The organism is Nocardia sp. NPDC049149 (assembly GCF_043197455.1).
Taxonomy (GTDB): domain Bacteria; phylum Actinomycetota; class Actinomycetes; order Mycobacteriales; family Mycobacteriaceae; genus Nocardia.
Window position 1 is genome coordinate 203,195 of sequence record NZ_JBICTD010000009.1, and the last position, 17,557, is coordinate 220,751.

15 protein-coding genes are annotated in these 17,557 nt (G+C 67.1%); 6 read left to right on the forward strand and 9 right to left on the reverse strand.

Features of this window, described 5'->3' with window-relative positions; genetic code table 11:
- Nucleotides 1–3 precede the first annotated feature (3 nt).
- The gene (locus ACGFNJ_RS32495) at nt 4–552 is read right to left on the reverse strand and encodes a hypothetical protein (RefSeq protein WP_393456946.1); all 549 of its coding nucleotides are present in this window, start codon (nt 550–552) and stop codon (nt 4–6) included.
- Between the two features lie 423 nt (nt 553–975).
- On the opposite strand from ACGFNJ_RS32495, the gene ACGFNJ_RS32500 reads away from it, so the two are divergent.
- Together ACGFNJ_RS32500 and ACGFNJ_RS32505 are read left to right on the forward strand one after the other, a co-directional pair.
- Nucleotides 976–2,223 carry an FAD-dependent oxidoreductase gene (locus ACGFNJ_RS32500; RefSeq protein ID WP_393456949.1) on the forward strand — a complete coding sequence of 416 codons (1,248 nt, stop codon included), beginning with the start codon at nt 976–978 and terminating at the stop codon, nt 2,221–2,223.
- Between the two features lie 20 nt (nt 2,224–2,243).
- Nucleotides 2,244–2,885 (forward strand): TetR/AcrR family transcriptional regulator, encoded by a 642-nt coding sequence (locus ACGFNJ_RS32505; RefSeq protein WP_393456952.1) that lies wholly within the window; start codon nt 2,244–2,246, stop codon nt 2,883–2,885.
- 81 nt (nt 2,886–2,966) lie between these two features.
- Here the strand turns inward: ACGFNJ_RS32505 and ACGFNJ_RS32510 are convergent, their stop codons facing one another.
- The 3 genes from ACGFNJ_RS32510 to ACGFNJ_RS32520 are packed head-to-tail and all read right to left on the reverse strand — an operon-like array spanning nt 2,967 to nt 7,092.
- Nucleotides 2,967–4,853 carry an ArnT family glycosyltransferase gene (locus ACGFNJ_RS32510; RefSeq protein ID WP_393456955.1) on the reverse strand — a complete coding sequence of 629 codons (1,887 nt, stop codon included), beginning with the start codon at nt 4,851–4,853 and terminating at the stop codon, nt 2,967–2,969.
- Nucleotides 4,850–6,367: a sensor histidine kinase gene (locus ACGFNJ_RS32515; RefSeq protein ID WP_393456958.1), complete on the reverse strand. Its 1,518-nt coding sequence runs from the start codon at nt 6,365–6,367 to the stop codon at nt 4,850–4,852. The genes ACGFNJ_RS32510 and ACGFNJ_RS32515 overlap by 4 nt, the downstream gene beginning before the upstream one ends.
- Nucleotides 6,368–6,378: 11 nt before the next feature.
- The gene (locus ACGFNJ_RS32520) at nt 6,379–7,092 is read right to left on the reverse strand and encodes a response regulator transcription factor (RefSeq protein WP_393456961.1); all 714 of its coding nucleotides are present in this window, start codon (nt 7,090–7,092) and stop codon (nt 6,379–6,381) included.
- A 339-nt stretch (nt 7,093–7,431) separates the two neighbouring features.
- Between ACGFNJ_RS32520 and ACGFNJ_RS32525 the strand changes: the two genes are divergently transcribed.
- Nucleotides 7,432–9,372, forward strand: coding sequence for a potassium transporter Kup (locus ACGFNJ_RS32525; protein ID WP_393457457.1), 1,941 nt, complete (start codon nt 7,432–7,434; stop codon nt 9,370–9,372).
- Nucleotides 9,373–9,458: 86 nt separating this feature from the next.
- Entirely contained in the window at nt 9,459–10,010 is a 552-nt protein-coding gene (locus tag ACGFNJ_RS32530; RefSeq protein WP_393456964.1) for a hypothetical protein, read from the forward strand.
- 107 nt (nt 10,011–10,117) lie between these two features.
- Here ACGFNJ_RS32530 and ACGFNJ_RS32535 read toward each other — a convergent pair whose 3' ends face one another.
- The 4 genes from ACGFNJ_RS32535 to ACGFNJ_RS32550 all read right to left on the reverse strand — a co-directional run bounded on the left by ACGFNJ_RS32535 (nt 10,118) and on the right by ACGFNJ_RS32550 (nt 13,726).
- On the reverse strand, nt 10,118–11,281 hold the full coding sequence (locus tag ACGFNJ_RS32535; RefSeq protein WP_393456967.1) for an FAD-dependent oxidoreductase: 1,164 nt from the start codon (nt 11,279–11,281) through the stop codon (nt 10,118–10,120).
- Nucleotides 11,282–11,283: 2 nt separating this feature from the next.
- Nucleotides 11,284–11,928: a TetR/AcrR family transcriptional regulator gene (locus ACGFNJ_RS32540; protein WP_393456970.1), complete on the reverse strand. Its 645-nt coding sequence runs from the start codon at nt 11,926–11,928 to the stop codon at nt 11,284–11,286.
- A gap of 163 nt (nt 11,929–12,091) precedes the next feature.
- Nucleotides 12,092–13,201 (reverse strand): AAA family ATPase, encoded by a 1,110-nt coding sequence (locus tag ACGFNJ_RS32545; RefSeq protein WP_393456973.1) that lies wholly within the window; start codon nt 13,199–13,201, stop codon nt 12,092–12,094.
- A gap of 78 nt (nt 13,202–13,279) precedes the next feature.
- Nucleotides 13,280–13,726, reverse strand: a complete 447-nt coding sequence (locus ACGFNJ_RS32550; RefSeq protein ID WP_393456976.1) for an ester cyclase — start codon at nt 13,724–13,726, stop codon at nt 13,280–13,282.
- A 133-nt stretch (nt 13,727–13,859) separates the two neighbouring features.
- On the opposite strand from ACGFNJ_RS32550, the gene ACGFNJ_RS32555 reads away from it, so the two are divergent.
- Complete coding sequence (locus tag ACGFNJ_RS32555) at nt 13,860–16,463, forward strand: AAA family ATPase (protein WP_393457460.1); 2,604 nt, start codon at nt 13,860–13,862, stop codon at nt 16,461–16,463.
- Nucleotides 16,464–16,473: 10 nt separating this feature from the next.
- Entirely contained in the window at nt 16,474–16,920 is a 447-nt protein-coding gene (locus ACGFNJ_RS32560; RefSeq protein ID WP_393456979.1) for an SRPBCC domain-containing protein, read from the forward strand.
- Between the two features lie 3 nt (nt 16,921–16,923).
- On the opposite strand, the gene ACGFNJ_RS32565 is transcribed toward ACGFNJ_RS32560, so the two are convergent.
- Nucleotides 16,924–17,385, reverse strand: a complete 462-nt coding sequence (locus ACGFNJ_RS32565; RefSeq protein ID WP_393456982.1) for a hypothetical protein — start codon at nt 17,383–17,385, stop codon at nt 16,924–16,926.
- Nucleotides 17,386–17,557: the final 172 nt, after the last annotated feature.

Genomic DNA, 17,557 nt, shown 5'->3' on the forward strand with positions numbered 1-17,557 from the left:
CGCTCAGGAGACAGAGCTGCTCCACGGCGTCATCAATGCGTCGTAGACCTCTTGGGTGAACTTTCCTTGGCCGATCAGATCGCCGAGCACCGCCGCGGTGGCCGCCTGGCTCACCGTAGTGAGCGAACTCAGCGAACCGAGCAGTCCCGCAAGCTGTCCTTCGACGCCTTCGGCGGACGAAACCGCCTGTCCGGCTACCATTCCTGCCACCTGCACGTTGCGCGTGCGGCCGAACTCCTTTGCCGTCTCGGCAGCGATCTTGGCGGGCTGCGAGTCGTTCGAGAGCTGGCCGAGGCCGGAGAGCAAGTTGGCCAATCCGCCACCGAGCCCGTTGCCCAACCCACCGCCCGCGCCCGACATGGCCGCCATCTGCGACTGCAACTGCTGCTCGGCTTGCGCCTTGAGCTTTGCGCGCTCGTCATCGGTGAGCTGCGCGGCGCGCTCGATGATCCGCACCACGTCGCGCCACTGCGGACCGTAGAGGTATTCCATGTGCATACCCGCGCCCTGCGCGCCTGCACCGGTGGCGGTGGAGTTCGACTCGGTGGTCATCAAGTACTCCTTCTTCGTTGTATTCCTTTGATGGAGTGGCGATTCACGGTTGGCGAGCCGCCGCGAATCAGAAAGGCGAAGAGTTGTCCGTCCTGTCGAAACCGACGCACGGACCCGCCGCAGCGGCGGTCGGAGCAGCAGCGACCGGCGATGACCGGGCGCACAGCAACAGTAGCGCAAACCTCACAAGGAGCGCCATAACGACCGACCAATAGGTGACCGAATGTCGTTTCACACCACGGCGTCTCCGTCGTTCGGCACCGGCTCAGCACTGTTCGGCAACAGGGAGGGCCGCCGGCCGACACCAAGACTCCCACTCCAGCAGCCCATCGTCCCAATAAGGGTGCATTTGCCCAAAACATAGTTACGCTTCCGTACTTACGGTAGGGTACCTAAACATATTCCCTAGCCAGGAGCGTGAAAATGGCGCAGCATTCACCAGCAGCGCAGCCGGTGCGCAATCACTGTGTCGTCGTCGGAGCCGGGCCGGTCGGGCTGACCGCGGCGTTGGCGCTGGCCAGGAGAGGCCTGCCCGTCACCGTGCTCGAGGCCGAGCCGCAGGATCGGACACGGCCGGGAAGCCGAGCCATCGGACTATTTCTTCCGACAGTGCTTCGCTTCGATGCGATCATGCCCGGACTCGGGCGCAACGTCGCGGCATCCGGCCTCAGCATCCTCGGATACGACACCTACTACGGAGACCGACGGGTCTTCCACCACCGCATCGGACAGGGCGTGGCCGGACGACTGCTGCGCAGTGACCTCTTGGGCACGAGTTTGCCGCAGCGAGTCACCGAAGTTCACCTCTACCGCGCGTGCGTGGCCAACGGGGTGCAGTTCCGCTGGGAGTCTCCGCTGGCGCGGCTCCAGAGCACCGCAGACGCGGTCGAACTCGAACTCGGCACGGGCGAAACACTGTCCGCGGCCTATGTCATCGGCGCGGACGGTGCCCGCTCGCAGGTGCGACGCGATATCGGTGCGACCATGGAAGGTCGGCCGGACGACACCACGTTCATCATCGTCGACGTCGAGGAACACCCCGACGGGTCGACGCCGCAAGGGTCCTGCCTCTTCCACTACAAGCGCCCAGAACTCGGTGGCCGCAACGTCATGCACATGCCATTCAAAGGTGGCATGCGCATCGACGTGCAATGCCTCCCCACCGACGACGTCGAATACATGTCCAGCCCTGAGGGTGTGCGGGAGTGGACCGCCAAGGTGGTGGACCCCTGGTATGGCGACCATGTCAGCTGGGTGTCGCACTACCGCTTCCACCAATCCGTGGCCAGTTCCTACACCGACGAACACCGCAGAGTGCTGCTGGCCGGTGAAGCTGCCCACCTGTTCGCACCGTGGGGTGGACGTGGCCTGAACTCCGGCGTTTTCGATGCCACCGATGCCGCAACCGCCATCGCACGTGCCGTTGCGGACCCGGTTCGGGGCCGTCGCGCGGTCGAACAATGGGCGGACCACCGCCGCAAGTGGGGCGTGCGCAATCGCGACCTGTCCTCGCGGGCTTTGCGGATCATGCGTGCCGCCGACCGTTCGACCGAGGTCCGTCGCGATCGGGCCGCCCAGATCGCGCCGCTGTGCTGGCCGGCAGGCGCGTGGCTGGCCAACACCCCCTTGCAGCTCGCGCTACCGCCCCTCGGTATGCGAGACCTGTACTGAGACGGCATACCGTGGACCTCGTGTCTGCCATCGCCGAACCGCCGCGGAAACGCCAACCGCGGATGGAGATCGAGGTCCGCCGCGTCCAGGTGCTCGACGCTGCCCTGCGGCTGGTGACGCGGGACGGCTATGCGGCCGCGACGATGGAGGCGATCGCGCGCGAGACCCAGCTCGCCAAACCCAGGGTGTACGCGGCATATCCGGGGCGCGGACCGCTGCTGTTGGCCTTGCTGGAGCGGGAACAGCAGCGCACCATCGACGCGTTGGCGGAGGCGATGCCCGCCTTCACCGACGACGCGGACTTCGACACCGTCCTCGTCGCGGCGGCCACCAACATGCTGCGCACCGTCGCCGAGCATCCCGGCTCGGCGTTGCTGCTCATCGCTTCCGCGGACGACGCGCCACCCGAGGTGCGCGAATATGCCGCCAACGCCCGCGAATTCGCCCGCACCAACCTGCGGGCGCTCATCGAATGGGGTCGCGAGCGGCGGCCGGGACTTGCCGAGCTGAACCCGGATCTCTTGGCCGCGTCCCTGCTCGCCGTCGGCGAACAGCTCATGCGGATGGCCGCCACCGACCGATACCCCCTCGACACACTCACCGAATTCGTTGCCACCGCAGTCGAACAGCTCGCAGGCCCAGCACTGCGTACGAAAAGCTGAACCCCGCCGGAAAGGATCTCCACCGTCAGACGAAATGACCTGCGGCAGAGTCTTTCTCGTTTGGCTTGCGGTCCGTCGGGGTCAGTGCGTCAGGTCGTAAACGGTGGCGGAGCCGACGGTGGTTGCCGTGAAATTGGCCTTCACCCACGCGGTTATCTCGGCGGCGGAGGAGTCGGCGGGGACACCCCATGGCAGGGCGTCGGTGGATGACTCAGGTTCCTTCGCGTGGCCACGGCTGGTCGCCACGAAGTATCGGACCGCGCCGCTGGTGACGTAGGACTGGAACTGCGCGAGGGTCGGCGCGGGATCAGCGCCGAGGAAGCCGCCGAGGCAGATCACCGGTTTGCCGCTGCTGAGCTCCAGTTGGGTACCGACTCTGGACGAGATGACGGCGGCGGCCCACCGCGTGTCGGTGTTCTGCAGGACCACATTCAGTGCGGCGTTGGCCGCGATGTCGTCACCATGACCGAACGCTGGCTCGCCAGGTGGGCCGGAGTTGAGGATTCCGCCGCTGTGGCGGACGGAGAGTGTTTCCAGTGTGTACGCAGTGGTGCCGCCGAGGCCGAACAGCAGGCCGGTCGCGGCGAGGACAACGGTGCACCTGCGGACCTGCCCGGCGACGAGAAATGCTGTTGCGACAGTGAGGGATCCGATCAGCAGTACCCAACGCAGCCACGGCAGCCAGTCCGGGGTCCGGTCGAGCAGCGCGAGGTTCCACAGCCCGACGCTTGCTGCCATCAGTGCAAGTATCAAGCGGTCAGCGAAAACCTCTCTACGGCACCACATTTCTCGAATGCCGACACCGACCAAGGCAGCCATCGCCGGCGCGAGGGCAACGGTGTAGTACTCGTGGAAAGTGCCGCTCATGAAGCTGAACACCACACCGGTGACCAGCAGCCAGCCACCCCACAGGACAAAACCGGCGCGCGTTCGGTCCGTGCGCGGCGCACGACGGTAAATCCACAGTCCGGCAACGAGTCCGAGCACCGCAACCGGAAGCAACCAGGAGATCTCGACACCGGCGGAGTCGGTGAGCAACCGGGTGATGCCGGGGGTCCCACCGAAACGTGGTTCGCCCGGACCGACCGACTTCGGGTTTCCGTTGCTGCCGAGGATGCGTCCGAGACCGTTGTATCCGAGCGTCAGCTCCCACAGGCTGTTGTTGGTCGAGCCGCCGATATAGGGACGACTCGAGGCAGGCCACAGCTCAACCATCAGGACGAACCAGCCGCCCGAGACGATCATCGCCACCAGCGCGATCGCCAATTTCCTTATCCGCGACCATATTCCGACCGGTGCCGCGATCAGGAAGACCAGTCCGAACGCGGGCAGCACCAGGAACGCCTGGAGCAGTTTGGTGAGGAAGGCGAAACCGAGGGCGACTCCAGCCAGCGCTATCCAACGGGTGCTTGCGGTTTCGGTCGCTCGCACGACGCAGTAGGCGGCGGCAACGAGCAGCAGCACCAGCAACGCGTCCGGGTTGTCGTAGCGGAACATCAGCGCCGCAACGGGTGTCAAGGCCAGCACCGCTGCGGCCAGGAGCCCGGCGGCGGGCCCGTGCCAGCGACGTACTGTCGCGGCGAGCAAGGCGACCGCACCGACGCCCATCAGCGCCTGCGGCAGCAGCACCGAGAACGTGCTGAACCCGAACAGCCGCCCGGACAGCGCCATCACCCACATCGCGGCGGGCGGTTTGTCGACCGTGATGATGTTGCCCGGATCGACCGAACCGAACAGGAGCGCCGTCCAATCTTTGGTGCCCGCCCACGCGGCGGCGGCGTAGAACTCGTTGCCCCACCCTGACGAGCCGAGGCCCCATAGATAGAGCACGGCGGTCGCGACCAGCAGCGCGGCAAAGCTCGGACGCGTCCAGCGTGGCTCGGTCGGCGGCCCGAGGAACAGCGCCCGCGCGGAACGGCGCGTCGTCGGGCCACCCACCGGCTCCGGCCGGTCGATGGTCAGCGTCATGATCCCGATCTTGGTCGAGCAGTGTCGGGCTCTCCTGAGTCGACGCTGTGAGGTAGCTGTGAGGTGCCGCTGAACAGGATCCGGAAGGTGGCGCCGGTACCTGGCGTGCTCAGCAGCTGGATCCTGGCGCCGTGCGCGCCGACGATGGCCGCGACAATCGCCAGTCCGAGCCCGGAACCCGCAGTGCTCGACCGTGATTCGGCGGCCCGGTAGAACCGGTCGAAGATGCGCTCGGCGTCTTCGGCGGCGATGCCGGGGCCCTCGTCCCTGACGTCGAGGACGACGAACTCGGATATATCCGGCAAATCGGCGCCCGCCTCAGCTACCGCAGGCGGCAATTCCGACGCGGACATGATCGAGACCGCGACCGTGATCCGCGCCGGCGCCGGGGTGTGAATCAACGCGTTGTCGACGAGATTGGTAAGGACCTGCCGCAATCGGTGCACGTCGCCGATGATTCGGACGGGCACCGGTGGACGCTCGAGGCCGATGTCGCGGGTCGGCGCACGCGTCGCGGCGTCGCGCACCACCTCCTCGGCCAGCGCGACCAGATCGACCTCGCCGAGGTCCAGCGAACGTTCCTGATCGAACTTGGCCAGCAACAGCAGATCGTCGACCAGCATGCCCATCCGGATGGCTGCGCCTTCGATGCGGCCCATCATCACGTCGACGTCGGCCTCGGTCTGCGCACCGCCGCGCCGATACAGTTCGGCGAAGCCGCGCACCGAGGTCAGCGGAGTCCGCAATTCGTGCGAGGCGTCGGCGATGAAGGCCCGCATCCGTCGCTCCGAATCCTCCAGTTGACCGATCGCCGAGGACAGCCGCGCGACCATCACGTTGAACGCGGCGCCGAGCCGTCCCACCTCGGTGTGCGAATCGGTCTGTGCGACACGGCGATCGAGATCTCCCGCGGCGATCGCCTCGGCCGCGTGCTCGATCCTGGTCAGCGGCCGCAAACCCAACCGCACCAGGATCGCCGCGATGATCGAGATGACGATCAACAGCCCGGCGCCTGCGGCGACCTCGATGATCCGCAGCCTCCGCGACAACTCATCGGTCGCTGACAGGGACATGGCGATCGCGGCGGTACCGGCCGTCGGCTGCCACTCGGTGGGAGCCTGGACGACTGTGCGTATTCGCCAGCGCGCCTTGGTCTTCTCGTCCTTGACGGTCACCGGACTGTCCCCACGGCTGCGCACCGACGCGGCATCCATCGGCGGCAATGCCGGAACCGTGCCGCCGGTCACCGGGCCGCCGAGCGTCCCGTGGGGTGTGCCGTCCATGTCGAAGAACATCATCCGGAACTCGGACGGCAGCTGATCGTACTCGGGCTCCACCGGTGGCGGCGCAGGCCGATTGGGCGACGTGGCATCGATGGCGACCCGATCGACTTGAGAGTCAACCCTTTCCAGCTGTAGGTGGTTCAACATCGTCACGCTCAACAACCCGAACCCCGCCATGCCGATGGCCGCGACAGTCAGCAGCGCCAGCAGCAGCCGGGTGCGTAACGTCATGCGCCGCACGCTCACCGCTGCGGACCAGACAGCCGCAGGGTGTAGCCGACACCGCGAATCGTGTGGATCAGCGGCGGTTTTCGCGAATCGATCTTGCGTCGCAGCTGGCTGATGAACGTCTCGACCACTCGCCCGTCCGCGGCGTGCCCCGTCCACACTCGATCGATGATCTGTTGCTTGCTGACCACCTTGTCCGCGTTGGCCATCAGATAGTGCAGCAGGTTGAACTCGGTGGCCGACAGCGAGATCTCTTCTCCGGCACGGGTTGCCGTGTGCGCGTCGACATCAAGCCGCAGATCCGCATAGGTGAGCACCCGATCGTCGGGCTCCTCCGCGGCGGTGCGGCGCAGGATGGCGCGCAGGCGCAACACCACTTCCTCGAGGCTGAACGGTTTGCTCACATAGTCGTCCCCACCGGCCACCAGCCCCGCGATCCGGTCCTCGACCGCGTCCCGCGAAGTCAGAAACAGCACTGGCACGTGATTACCGGCCTCCCGCAGCCGTCGAGCCACCGTGTAGCCGTCGAGATCCGGCAGCATCACATCCAGCACGACGATGTCCGGCGGATGCGAAGCGGCTGCCGCCAACGCGGCCCGCCCGGTGGTCACGGCGTGCACCTGGAACCCGGTCATCCGCAGTGCGGCGCTGAGCAGATCAAGGATATTGGTCTCGTCGTCGACCACCAGAACGGTCGCGTCCTGCGGCTTGTCCCGGTCCGGTGTCATCGGATCGCTGGCCCGCTCGAAGCCGCAGGCCCCTCGCGGTCGACCGCGGTCACCCCAGACACCGACGCCCCAGCAACGACGAGCTTCGGCGGCACACGATGCTCCAGTTTCGGCATCGTTCCAGCGTAGGGTGCTGGATCGACCGATGTCGCGCGCGAGGTCGGGTCAGCGATTCACTCACAGCGACCTGCCAGCTTCGCCTTGCACTCGCCACAGATTCGACCGATCCGCCGTAGCTGGCTAGTCGCCACGCGTTGTACCAGTACAGCGGGTATCGTCCGCCGCGAGGCGCGGCCGACGGTCCGCGCGGAGAGGACCGCCGTGACCGAGCCACCACACATGACCACGACCGACGACCCGTCCGCACCGCACCAGCACACCGCGGTGCGCGACACCGCGAAACTCGCGGTGGTGGTCGGCGCGCTGGGCGTGGTGTTCGGCGACATCGGCACCAGTCCGATCTACACGCTGCAGACAGTGTTCAATCCCGCTGACCCGCACCCGGTTCCGGTCAGCAGGGACAACGTGTTCGGCGTGGTGTCGCTCATCTTCTGGTCGGTGATGATCATCGTCACGGTGACCTACGTGCTGTTGGCGATGCGCGCCGACAACGACGGCGAGGGCGGGATCATGGCGCTGATCACCCTGCTGCGCCGCCTGACCGCGCCGGGCGGGCGGCGCACCGCGATGGCACTCGCCGCGCTCGGCATCTTCGGGGCGTCACTGTTTTTCGGCGACAGCATGATCACGCCTGCCATCTCGGTGCTGTCGGCGGTCGAAGGGTTGAAGGTCGTCCAGCCGTCGCTGGAACCGTGGATCGTGCCGATCACCGCGGTGATCATCATCGGACTGTTCCTGGTGCAGAAACGCGGAACCGCGGCGGTCGGGCGCGTATTCGGGCCGGTGATGATCGCCTGGTTCGTCGTCATCGGCGGCTGCGGCATCGCCGGGATCACCCGCAATCCCGACATTCTTTTGGCCCTGTCCCCCACCTACGCAATCGGTTTCCTGGCCGGACATTTCGGCATCGCGTTCTTCGCGCTCGCCGCGATCGTGCTCGCGGTGACCGGCGCCGAAGCCCTGTACGCCGATATGGGCCACTTCGGTCGCCGCGCGATCACCCGCGGCTGGCTCGTACTCGTCCTCCCGGCCTGCGTGCTCAGCTACCTCGGCCAAGGCGCGTTGATCCTCGACGACTCCGCGAACATCAGCGCACCGTTCTTCCTGCTCGCTCCCGAATGGGCGCGCCTACCGCTGGTGCTGCTCGCCACCGCGGCCACCGTCATCGCCTCGCAGGCGGTGATCACCGGCGCGTATTCGGTTGCCTCCCAAGCCGCTCAGCTCGGGTATCTGCCGCGGCTGCGCATCGCGCACACCTCCGAATCGGCGATCGGCCAGATCTACGTGCCGTGGATCAACTGGCTGCTGCTGGTCTCGGTGCTGACCCTGGTGTTCGCGTTCCGCAGTTCGGCCGCATTGGCTTACGCGTTCGGTATGGCGGTGACCGGCACGATCACCATCACCACCGTGCTGTTCCTGTATGTGGCGCATGCGAAATGGCGGACGCCGCTGTGGGTGGTGCTGCTCGGCGCGATCCCGTTGGTCGGGGTCGACCTGCTGTTCGTCGCCGCCAATCTCACGAAGCTCGTGCACGGCGCCTGGCTGCCGCTGCTGATCGCCCTCACCGCGTTCACCATCATGACCACCTGGGAGAAGGGCCGCGAAATCGTCACCGCGGCAAGGGAAAAGCGCGAGGGATCGCTACGAGAATTCGTCGACACGCTACAGAACGGCGAGTCGGAAGCCATCACGGTTCCAGGCACCGCGGTATTCCTCAACCGCGGCAGCGAAACCGCGCCGCTGGCCATGCGCGCCAACGCGGAACACAACCACGTGCGGCACAAGCAGATCGTGATCCTGTCGATCCAGACCGAGCCGGTTCCTCGGGTGCCGGAGGATCATCGGATCACCGTCGACCATCTCGGCTATGGCGACGACGGCATCGTCCATGTCACCGCCAGCTACGGGTATATGGAGAATCCCGACGTCCCGCGCGCGCTGGCCCAACTCGATCCCGAGCAGACCGAGGGCGCGCTCGACCTCGCGCACGCCTCGTACTTCCTCTCGAAAATCGAACTGTTGCCCGGTGATTCACCAACGATGGCGGCTTGGCGGAAGCGGTTGTTCATCGCGACGTCGCACATCACCGCCGATGCCGCCGAGTACTTCGGCTTGCCCCGCGAGCGCACCGTCATCATGGGCTCGCATATCGAGGTGTGAGCGCGCGTAGCCGGCCGGATCCCAGTTCATGCCGGGCGCAGGCTCTGGTGACCCGCCCTCGATCGCCGCTGCTCTAGCATGGCCGCATGGCTGCTGGTGGTTTGGGTTCGCGGATCGCACACCTGCGTGCACTGATCGACCATCCGGCGACCGGCGCAGAGGAGCGGGCGACGGCGGAACGAATGTTGTTGCGGCTCTTGCGCAAGGCCGGCGACGGCGCGGGACTGCGCGCGGTCGGCGACCGGACCTATGGCAGACAGTACGACAAGGTGGGGCGGCATGCCGATCTGCCGGAGATCGTGGCGATGATTCGCGCAGACCTGGCGTTCGTGCGCACGTTTTCCGTGCCAGGCCTGCCGACGGAGCTCGAGGTGAGCAGCCCGGTGCGCGCGGCGCCCGCGGAGATCAGCTACTCCGTCGACCAGCCTTCGTATGGCCGCATCGTGATCACGATCGAGGGCGTACCTGCGGAGTGGGGGTGGGTGTCCGACGGCGGTATCGCGACAGCCAGTCCGGCGTTGCAGGCCCTTGCCGAGGAGCTGGCGGAGATCATCGATGCGTACAACCATGATGGAAGTGACACCGGGAAGCGGTTTTTCGGCAGTGTGCGCACGGCGGACACCACTCTCGTCTGGTGATCGCACCGCGGGCCGTCGCGGGCAGTAATCCCGGGCAGTGCACCGATCTCTCCCCGCCACGTGATCAGATCGGTACACCACCCAGAAGTACTGCCCGCCAGCCTCGTTCAGCGAACGGTTTCCGCGCCCGCGGTAGCGAGGGCCGCACGCACCGCGTGCAGTGCACTGTTGATGGAGATTTCGCCGCGCATGCCCGGCGCGGCGACCATGTCACCCACCAGGTAGACGCCGTGCCCGCGATCGATCGCCGGACGATCGCGCCAGGTCTGACCGGGTAGGTCCAGCGCACCGGTGCGGCCCTTCGCGGTCGAGGTGCGCTGGAAAGTGGTGCGATCGTGGCGACCGGGCACGACGATGTCGGCGAAGCGCTCCAGCCTGACGTTCGCGTGCGCAGCGGATTCGCCTGCGCGAATGGGCATCTGGAGTTGGTAGAGCGATTCGCCCTGCGGCGCGATGGTGTTGTCCTGCATCGTGTAACTCTCGTGGAAGCCACCCTCGTCGAGATCGAACACCAACGTCCGGTCGCGGCGCGACGATCGCACCGCGATATCGAGCAACGCCGCATGCCCGCTGGTCCAGCCGAGGCTGTTGTCGCCGAGCAGGTTCCGTGCCGCGTTCAGGTCGGTGGCGATGATCACCTGACCCTTGGCAGGCAGTTCGGCCACGCGGGAACCGGTTTCGATCTCGACGCCGAGTTCGGTTGCGCGGGCGGCCATATCGGTAATGACCCGTTGCCAGCCGCCGCGCACCCAGCGCACCGCAGGAACGTTGACGCCGAACACGCGCCGAACCAGGTCCCAGACGAAGGCCGCGGACAGCCGACCGGTGTCGGCGTCATAGGTCACCACGCTGATGGCGTTGGCCAGCTGCTCGGCCGTGACCTCACCCCATTTCGATGTCGCCCAGCTGCGGAAGTCGACGTCCACCGGCGCGGTCAGCCTGCCGCGCAGCTGGGCGCGCACCATCCCGAGCGGCGGCGACTTGCGGAGGCTGCCACCGGCACGGAAGCCGAGCCTTGCCCAGCCGCCGAGCCCGGGCCAGCCGAGATCGGCGACGAAGCCGTGCTGCTTCAGCCACCGATAGTGCGGTCCGTCGGCATAGAAGACGTGCGCGCCCTCGTGGACGACATAGGGCGCCGCCGTGGCGCGCCCGCGACCGCCGAGGGTCTGATGCGCCTCGTGCAGCTGAACGGCCGCACCGCCCTCCGCGGCCGCGATCGCCGCCGTGAGCCCGGCCAGACCGCCCCCGATCACGGTGATGTGCTTGCTCATGACTATCCCTCTCCCTGTGTATCCGTCCACCGCAGCCTGGCGACGACCAACTCGGCGATAGCCCGCAGATAGCGGTCCGGATCGACCGCCGTGGGATGGTCGCCGCCGAAGGTGTCGCTGATCAGCCAGTAGTGCGCGATCGCGCCGACGAACACCGCGGACGCGGCTTCCCAGTCCTGGTCCCGCGCATCAGGTTCGGTGAGCTCGAGCAGTCCGCGCAGTACCGCCTTGACGAACACCAGGTACTCCTCGCGCCGGAACACCTCGAGCACGTCGGTGCCGATCGAGTTGTCGCGCATCAGGATTCGATTGACGTCGCGGTCGTGTTCCAGCCTGCCGAGGCCGATGTGGAACAGCATTGTCAGCTTGTCCACGGTGGAGCTCTGCGGCGCAAGCGAATCCAGCCAGGACATGATCGAGAAATCGGGGGCGAGAAAGGGCGCCCATTCGCCTCGCTCGGTCAGTCGCGACCGGACCGCCTCGACCAGCAGTTCGTCCTTGGACCGGAAGTGCCGGTACAACCCGCCCGCCCCACCGGAAAGGCCTGCCGCCCGCTCGATCTGGGTCACTGTGGTCCGCGCGAACCCCTGCTCACCGAACAGGCGCAGCGCCTCGCCGATGATCCGTTCGCGGGTCGATCCGCTCATGCTCTCCCTTGTAAGTAACTACTTACTTATGAAGAGTACGAGCGAGCGGGGCCGCCGCGCAAGAGGATCGGCGTCGATGGTGAAAGAAGCTCGCATTGCGGCGAGATTGCCAGTGCAGGTGATTATTTCGCCGCCGACGAGGCAGGCGAGGCAGTCCCCCGGGCTAAGCGCGGAGGTCGAGCCCGACCAGGTCGGCCAGCCTCGCGGCGATTTCCGAGCTGGTCTCGTGGTCGGTGTCGACGACAAGAGCACCGTCGCCGTCCCGACGGAGCGCGACAGTTTCCTCGGCGGATCGGTCAAGCATGCTGGCCTGTTGCTCGGCCGATGCTCCGATCAGCGAATCACCCGCCAGGCCAGGGCCGTCGCCGTGGCGGTGACCGTGCGCACGCGAGGCGATCCGCTTCGCCAGCTCGCTCGGCGACGCCGTCAGATGCACGAGGGTGATGCGCTGGTCGGCAAGCGCCTGTAGGTAGGGGCGCGGAATACCGCGTGCGACAACGATCAGTGCACGGGAGCCCGCCCGGCGGTAGCCATGCCAGAGCTGGATGAGGTTCTCGGACTTGACTTCTTGGGCGAACTCGCAGAACCCGAGCTGGTCCACATCGATATAGGCCGCAGGCAGATCACGGCTCCACAGTGTCCGCAGCACCTCGAAGCCAACGGTCGACTTACCCACCGCGGTCGGGCCCGCCAGCACCAGGACGGGCGCGGGTTCAGCGGCGGTAAGCGGCTCCGCCAGCGTCGAGGCAGTGGAATGCGGTTGGCCCGCAACGCATACCAGCTCACTCAATTTCGCCACGATCTCGTGCGAAGCCAGCGCCGTGGTGTCGAACGGTATTCCTACCGCGTTCCGGTCGTACGCGTCCGCGATCGACATCAGCTCTTCGAGTCGTTCCTCGGTGGAGCCGCGTCCCAGATACCGGCGGCGCAATTCCGCACGGTCGCAGCGCAATCGGATGAGCGTGAACTCGATGTCCGACGCTGTGGCGAAGTAGCCGTCGATCCCGCGTTCCGGGTCGACAACACCGGACACGATCACTTGCCGGACGCCGTGGCGACGGAAGGTATCGAGCACCGCGCGAAGGTTGTCCGCCTTCACCCGGTGGTACTGCGGGTCGTTGCTCGGCGCGGGCGCGAGGAGGCCCAGCTGATCGATTTCGACGTAGGCGACCGGCCGCCCCTCGGCCTTGGCCCAGGAGTACATGGCCCAGGCAGTGGTCGACTTGCCGACTCCGGGAGCGCCCGTCAACCACAGCACTGTCAACGGCCGCACCCGAACTCCTCTGTCTCGCGAGCTCCCATCATGGGTCGCCGAGCGCGACCCCCTCAACCGGTTTTTGTGCGGACAGGTTCAGTGCACACCGAGCTGCGCGAGCAGCACATGGACGTCGGAGTTCAGCCAATATTCAGCGAGCATGTCGTGCTCGACGCGCAGCACATCGGTGCCGGTGAACTGGACCTGCGCGCCGAGAGCAGCTGTCGCGCCGGGGAATCCGCCGTCGTAGGTGCCGGTGGCGATCCAGCGCAGCACCAGATAGTTGGCGTCGAGAATCGGCCCGACCTCCACCTCGAACACCAGCTCGCTGAACGCCGCGCGCAGCTGAGCGACCCACGCGACCAAGCCTTCCGGCCCGCGGATCGCGGTGCTGTCGCTGCCGTCCAGCATGGCGGCGTGGACGAAGAAGGCAGGGGAAATGATCCGCTCGGCCGGGGTGTAGTCACCGTTCCAGACGGCCATCCAGTCGTCGAGCAGGCGCTCGTGCGATACCTGGTCGGCGTCGGTTGCGGTATTCGACATCGTGTCAATCCTGTGTGGTGCGTTCATGCCACTAATGTCGCAATGGTGTGGGTCCGCTCGCGTCGGTAGTTTTCACCTACTCCCGCTGTGACAGTAATGCCGCTATGCACCAAGATCCTTGCTTGTGAGTGAGATGGTCGGGCGACGGGACGAAACGACGCGGCTGCTGGCGCTGCTGGATGAGGCGCGGCAGTCACGCGGCGGCGCGGTGCTGCTCCGCGGGGAGCCCGGCATCGGCAAGAGTGCGCTGCTCGACCAGCTGGCGCGGACCGACGACTTCTTGATTATCCGGGCCGCCGGCGCCGAATTCGAGACGGAGCTGCCGTACTCGGCTCTGCACCAGCTGTGCGCTCCGGTATTCGAGCACCTCGACGCGCTGCCGCCGCCGCATCGCGAGGCACTGCGCATCGCGTTCGGCATGGAGTCAGGGACTCCGAGTGAATTTCTGGTCGGTGCGGCCACGTTGGGTCTGCTGCTGGAGCGCGACCGATCGCTGCTGTGCCTCGTCGACGACGCGCAGTGGCTCGATGACGCGTCGGCGCGGGCGCTGGCGTTCGTGGCGCGGCGCGTCGGCGCGGAACGCGTGGCGATGGTGTTCGCGGCGCGCGAGAGCGTTCCGGTGCTGGATCGGCTGCCGCAGGTGGAGGTGCGGCGATTGAGCGAGCCCGAAGCGCGGGCCGTGCTGGCGCGCGAGATTCGCACGTCGTTGGACGAGCGGGTGCGTGACCGCATTCTGGCCGAGGCGCGCGGCAATCCGTTGGCGCTGCTGGAATTGGCCAAGACGGCAGGCCTGGCCGGGCTGGCAGGCGGGTTCGACCTGCCTGCCCCGCAGCTCGCCGAACGGAGTTTTCGCACCAGGCTGGAGGCGCTGGCCCCCGAGGAACGGCTATTGCTGACCGTGGCCGCCGCCGAACCGATCGGTGATCCGGGTCTGCTCTGGCGGGCGGCGGCGCTACTCGGCATCGACCGAACGGTTGCCGCGGATGCGTCGCTGGTCGAGTTCGACACCCGAGTGCGGTTCGTCCACCCGGTGGCGCGGTCGGCGGTCTACTGGGCCGCGACGGACGCGGAGCGTCGGCGTGCCCACGGCGCGCTCGCCGAGGTGAGCGACGCGGTCGCCGACCCGGATCGGGTTGCCTGGCATCGGGCCCGTGCCAGCGCGGGACCGGACGAGGACGTGGCCGCCGCGCTGGTTCGTTCGGCGGACCGCGCCCGGGCACGCGGCGGAATGGCCGCAGCCGCAGCCTTTTTGGCGCGCGCGGCCGCGCTCACGCTCGACCGAGGCCTGCGGTCCGAGCGGGTGCTCGCTGCCGTCGAGGCCACCGTGTCCGTCGGAAGTTTCGGCGCGGCAGCCGAATTGCTGTCGACCGTCGATCCGGCGGATCCGCGCGTCGATCTGCTGCGTGGCCGAATCTCGTTCGCCCGCTTCCGCGGTGATGAGCTGCCGGTCGACCATCTGCTCCTTGCCGCCGCCAAACTGGCCGTCCGCGACCCGGCGCTGGCCCGCGAGTGCTATGTGGACGCGATCGAAATGGCGATTCTGACAGGCGGATTGGACGCGGTCATCGCCGCGGCGCAGACGGCGCCACGCCCGACCGCGCAGCCGAGCGACGCGGACAACATCCTCGACGGCATGATCGCACTGCATGTCGAAGGACATCGTGCCGGCGCGAAGCTGCTGCACCCGCTCGTCGCGGCATGGAACAGCGAGTTGTCGGTGCGTTGGCCGACCCTCGGATTCCTGCTCGCAGTGGAACTGTGGAACGCCGACGCGATGCGGGCCATCCCTACCCACGTCGTCGCGGCGGGCCGCGAGTCGGGCTCCTTCCATCTGCTGCCGATCGGGCTGGCCATGCTCGCGACCGCCACCGCCTACACCGGCGACTTCGGCGCCGCCAAGGAGATGATCTCCGAGGAGGAGGCGATCGCCGAGGCCACCGGCGCGGCCCCGCTCGTTTATCCCCGCATCCACCTTGCGGCGCTTGCCGGTCGGCGCGCGCAGGCCGAGCAGCTGTTCGCCGAGGTCGGCCCGCATATGAGCCTCAGCGTGCAGTACGCGACCGCCGCACTCAACAACGGTCTCGCCGACTATCCGACCGCGCTGCGCGCCGCCGAAAGTACGGTCGCGACCGGCGATCTCGGGCTCGCCGGGCTGGCATTGCCGGAGCTGATCGAGGCGGCGGTGCACTGCGGCAACACCGACACGGCACGCAGGGCATTCGAGGAATTGGCCGAACGCTCCTGTGCGAGCACACCCGCGTGGGGTGCGGGCATCGTCGCCTACGCGCGCGGCCTCGTCGACAACGACGAAGACGCCTACCTGCAGGCCATCTCGCTGCTGGCGTCCGGTCCGTTCGCGATCTACCTCGGCCGCGCCCACCTCGTCTACGGCGAATGGTTGCGCAGGGAAGGACGCAGGCTCGACGCCAGAGCCCAGCTACGGCTCGCCCATGACATGCTGGCAGGCCTGGGTGCGGAAGCGTTCGCGGCGCGAGCGGCAAGCGAGCTCAGAGCCACCGGCGAACGCGCCCGCAGCCGGTCCGCGTCGGCCGCCGACGCACTCACCGTGCAGGAGGTCCACATCGCTCGCCTGGTTGCGGGCGGCGCCACGTCCAAAGAGGTCGCGGCCCAGATGTTCCTCAGCCCGCGCACCGTCGACGCGCACCTGCGCAACATCTTCCGGAAACTCGACATCAGCTCGCGTCGGCAACTCCGAGACCTGCCTGCCATTCGATAACGTAGACCGAATGAGTATCGACCCCGAACTTGATCCCACACGCGTCGAACTCGGCAGGTTCTACCCGCAGCCACCGGAGACGGTCTGGCACGCGCTCACCGATTCGACCGTCGTCGAACAGTGGCTGCTCCCCTCGGTGGGCTTCGACGGCGCCCAGGTCGGAACCAGTTTCATCTTCACCGTGCCCACCAATCCCCCCGCCGAAATCGCCTGCGAGGTCCTCGCCGCCACCCCTGGTGCGGCCATGACGTGGAGCTGGGTCGATCTCCGCGGGCCGAACCCGACCCCGTGGACGGTGACCTGGGCCGTGCAGCCACAAGGGCGCGGCACCCGACTGCTGCTGATCAACAGCGGGTTCAACATCGAGGACAAGCGCCAGAAGATGCAGCGCAACGTCATGGAACGCGGGTGGCGGCAGACGCTGTCGAAGTTGGGCGAGGTCCTCGACCGTCTCTGAGCCTCAGTTCAGACCGGCTACCGGTTGTGCCGGGATTCGGGCGACGGCCAGGACGTTCGATGAGAGGGCGGTCGGGACAATCGTTCTGAACAAGCCGAGCACGTCGAGGAGGAAGCCGGTTCGGGTGACGCCGAGCACGCGCAACGCGGGGCCGTGGTCGGCGGCGACCACGGCGGTCGAGCCGATCAGGACTATCCACCACAGCACGAGCTGAATCAGGCGGGCCGGGGCCGAGGTTTTCGCGAACGCGGCACGGGCATACACCGGATCGCCTGCTGCGTCCGCCTTCGCGATCAGATTCGCGCCGTCGCCGCTCTCGCCGACCTGGAATCGCTGAATGCTCTTGGCGACCGCGGAATCCAGCGCCGCTCCCCTGCCCCAATCGGGATCCCCAGCGGCCGCCCGCGCGACCGTCTTCGCTTCGAATTCGCTTGTCCATCGCGAGAATTCGTTCGCACTCTGCATATCGACCTCCATGATCTCGCAGATTGTCGCGAGGAGCGGACTCCTCGCCGCTGCCGCCAAAGCTAGACGGCGATTGTGCGCGCCAGCGGGTTCGCGTTGTAGAGATCCTGTGCAGGAATGCTCGGCCATATCCAGTGCAGCAAATATCCGGCCCGCCATTTCGTTCCGCTCA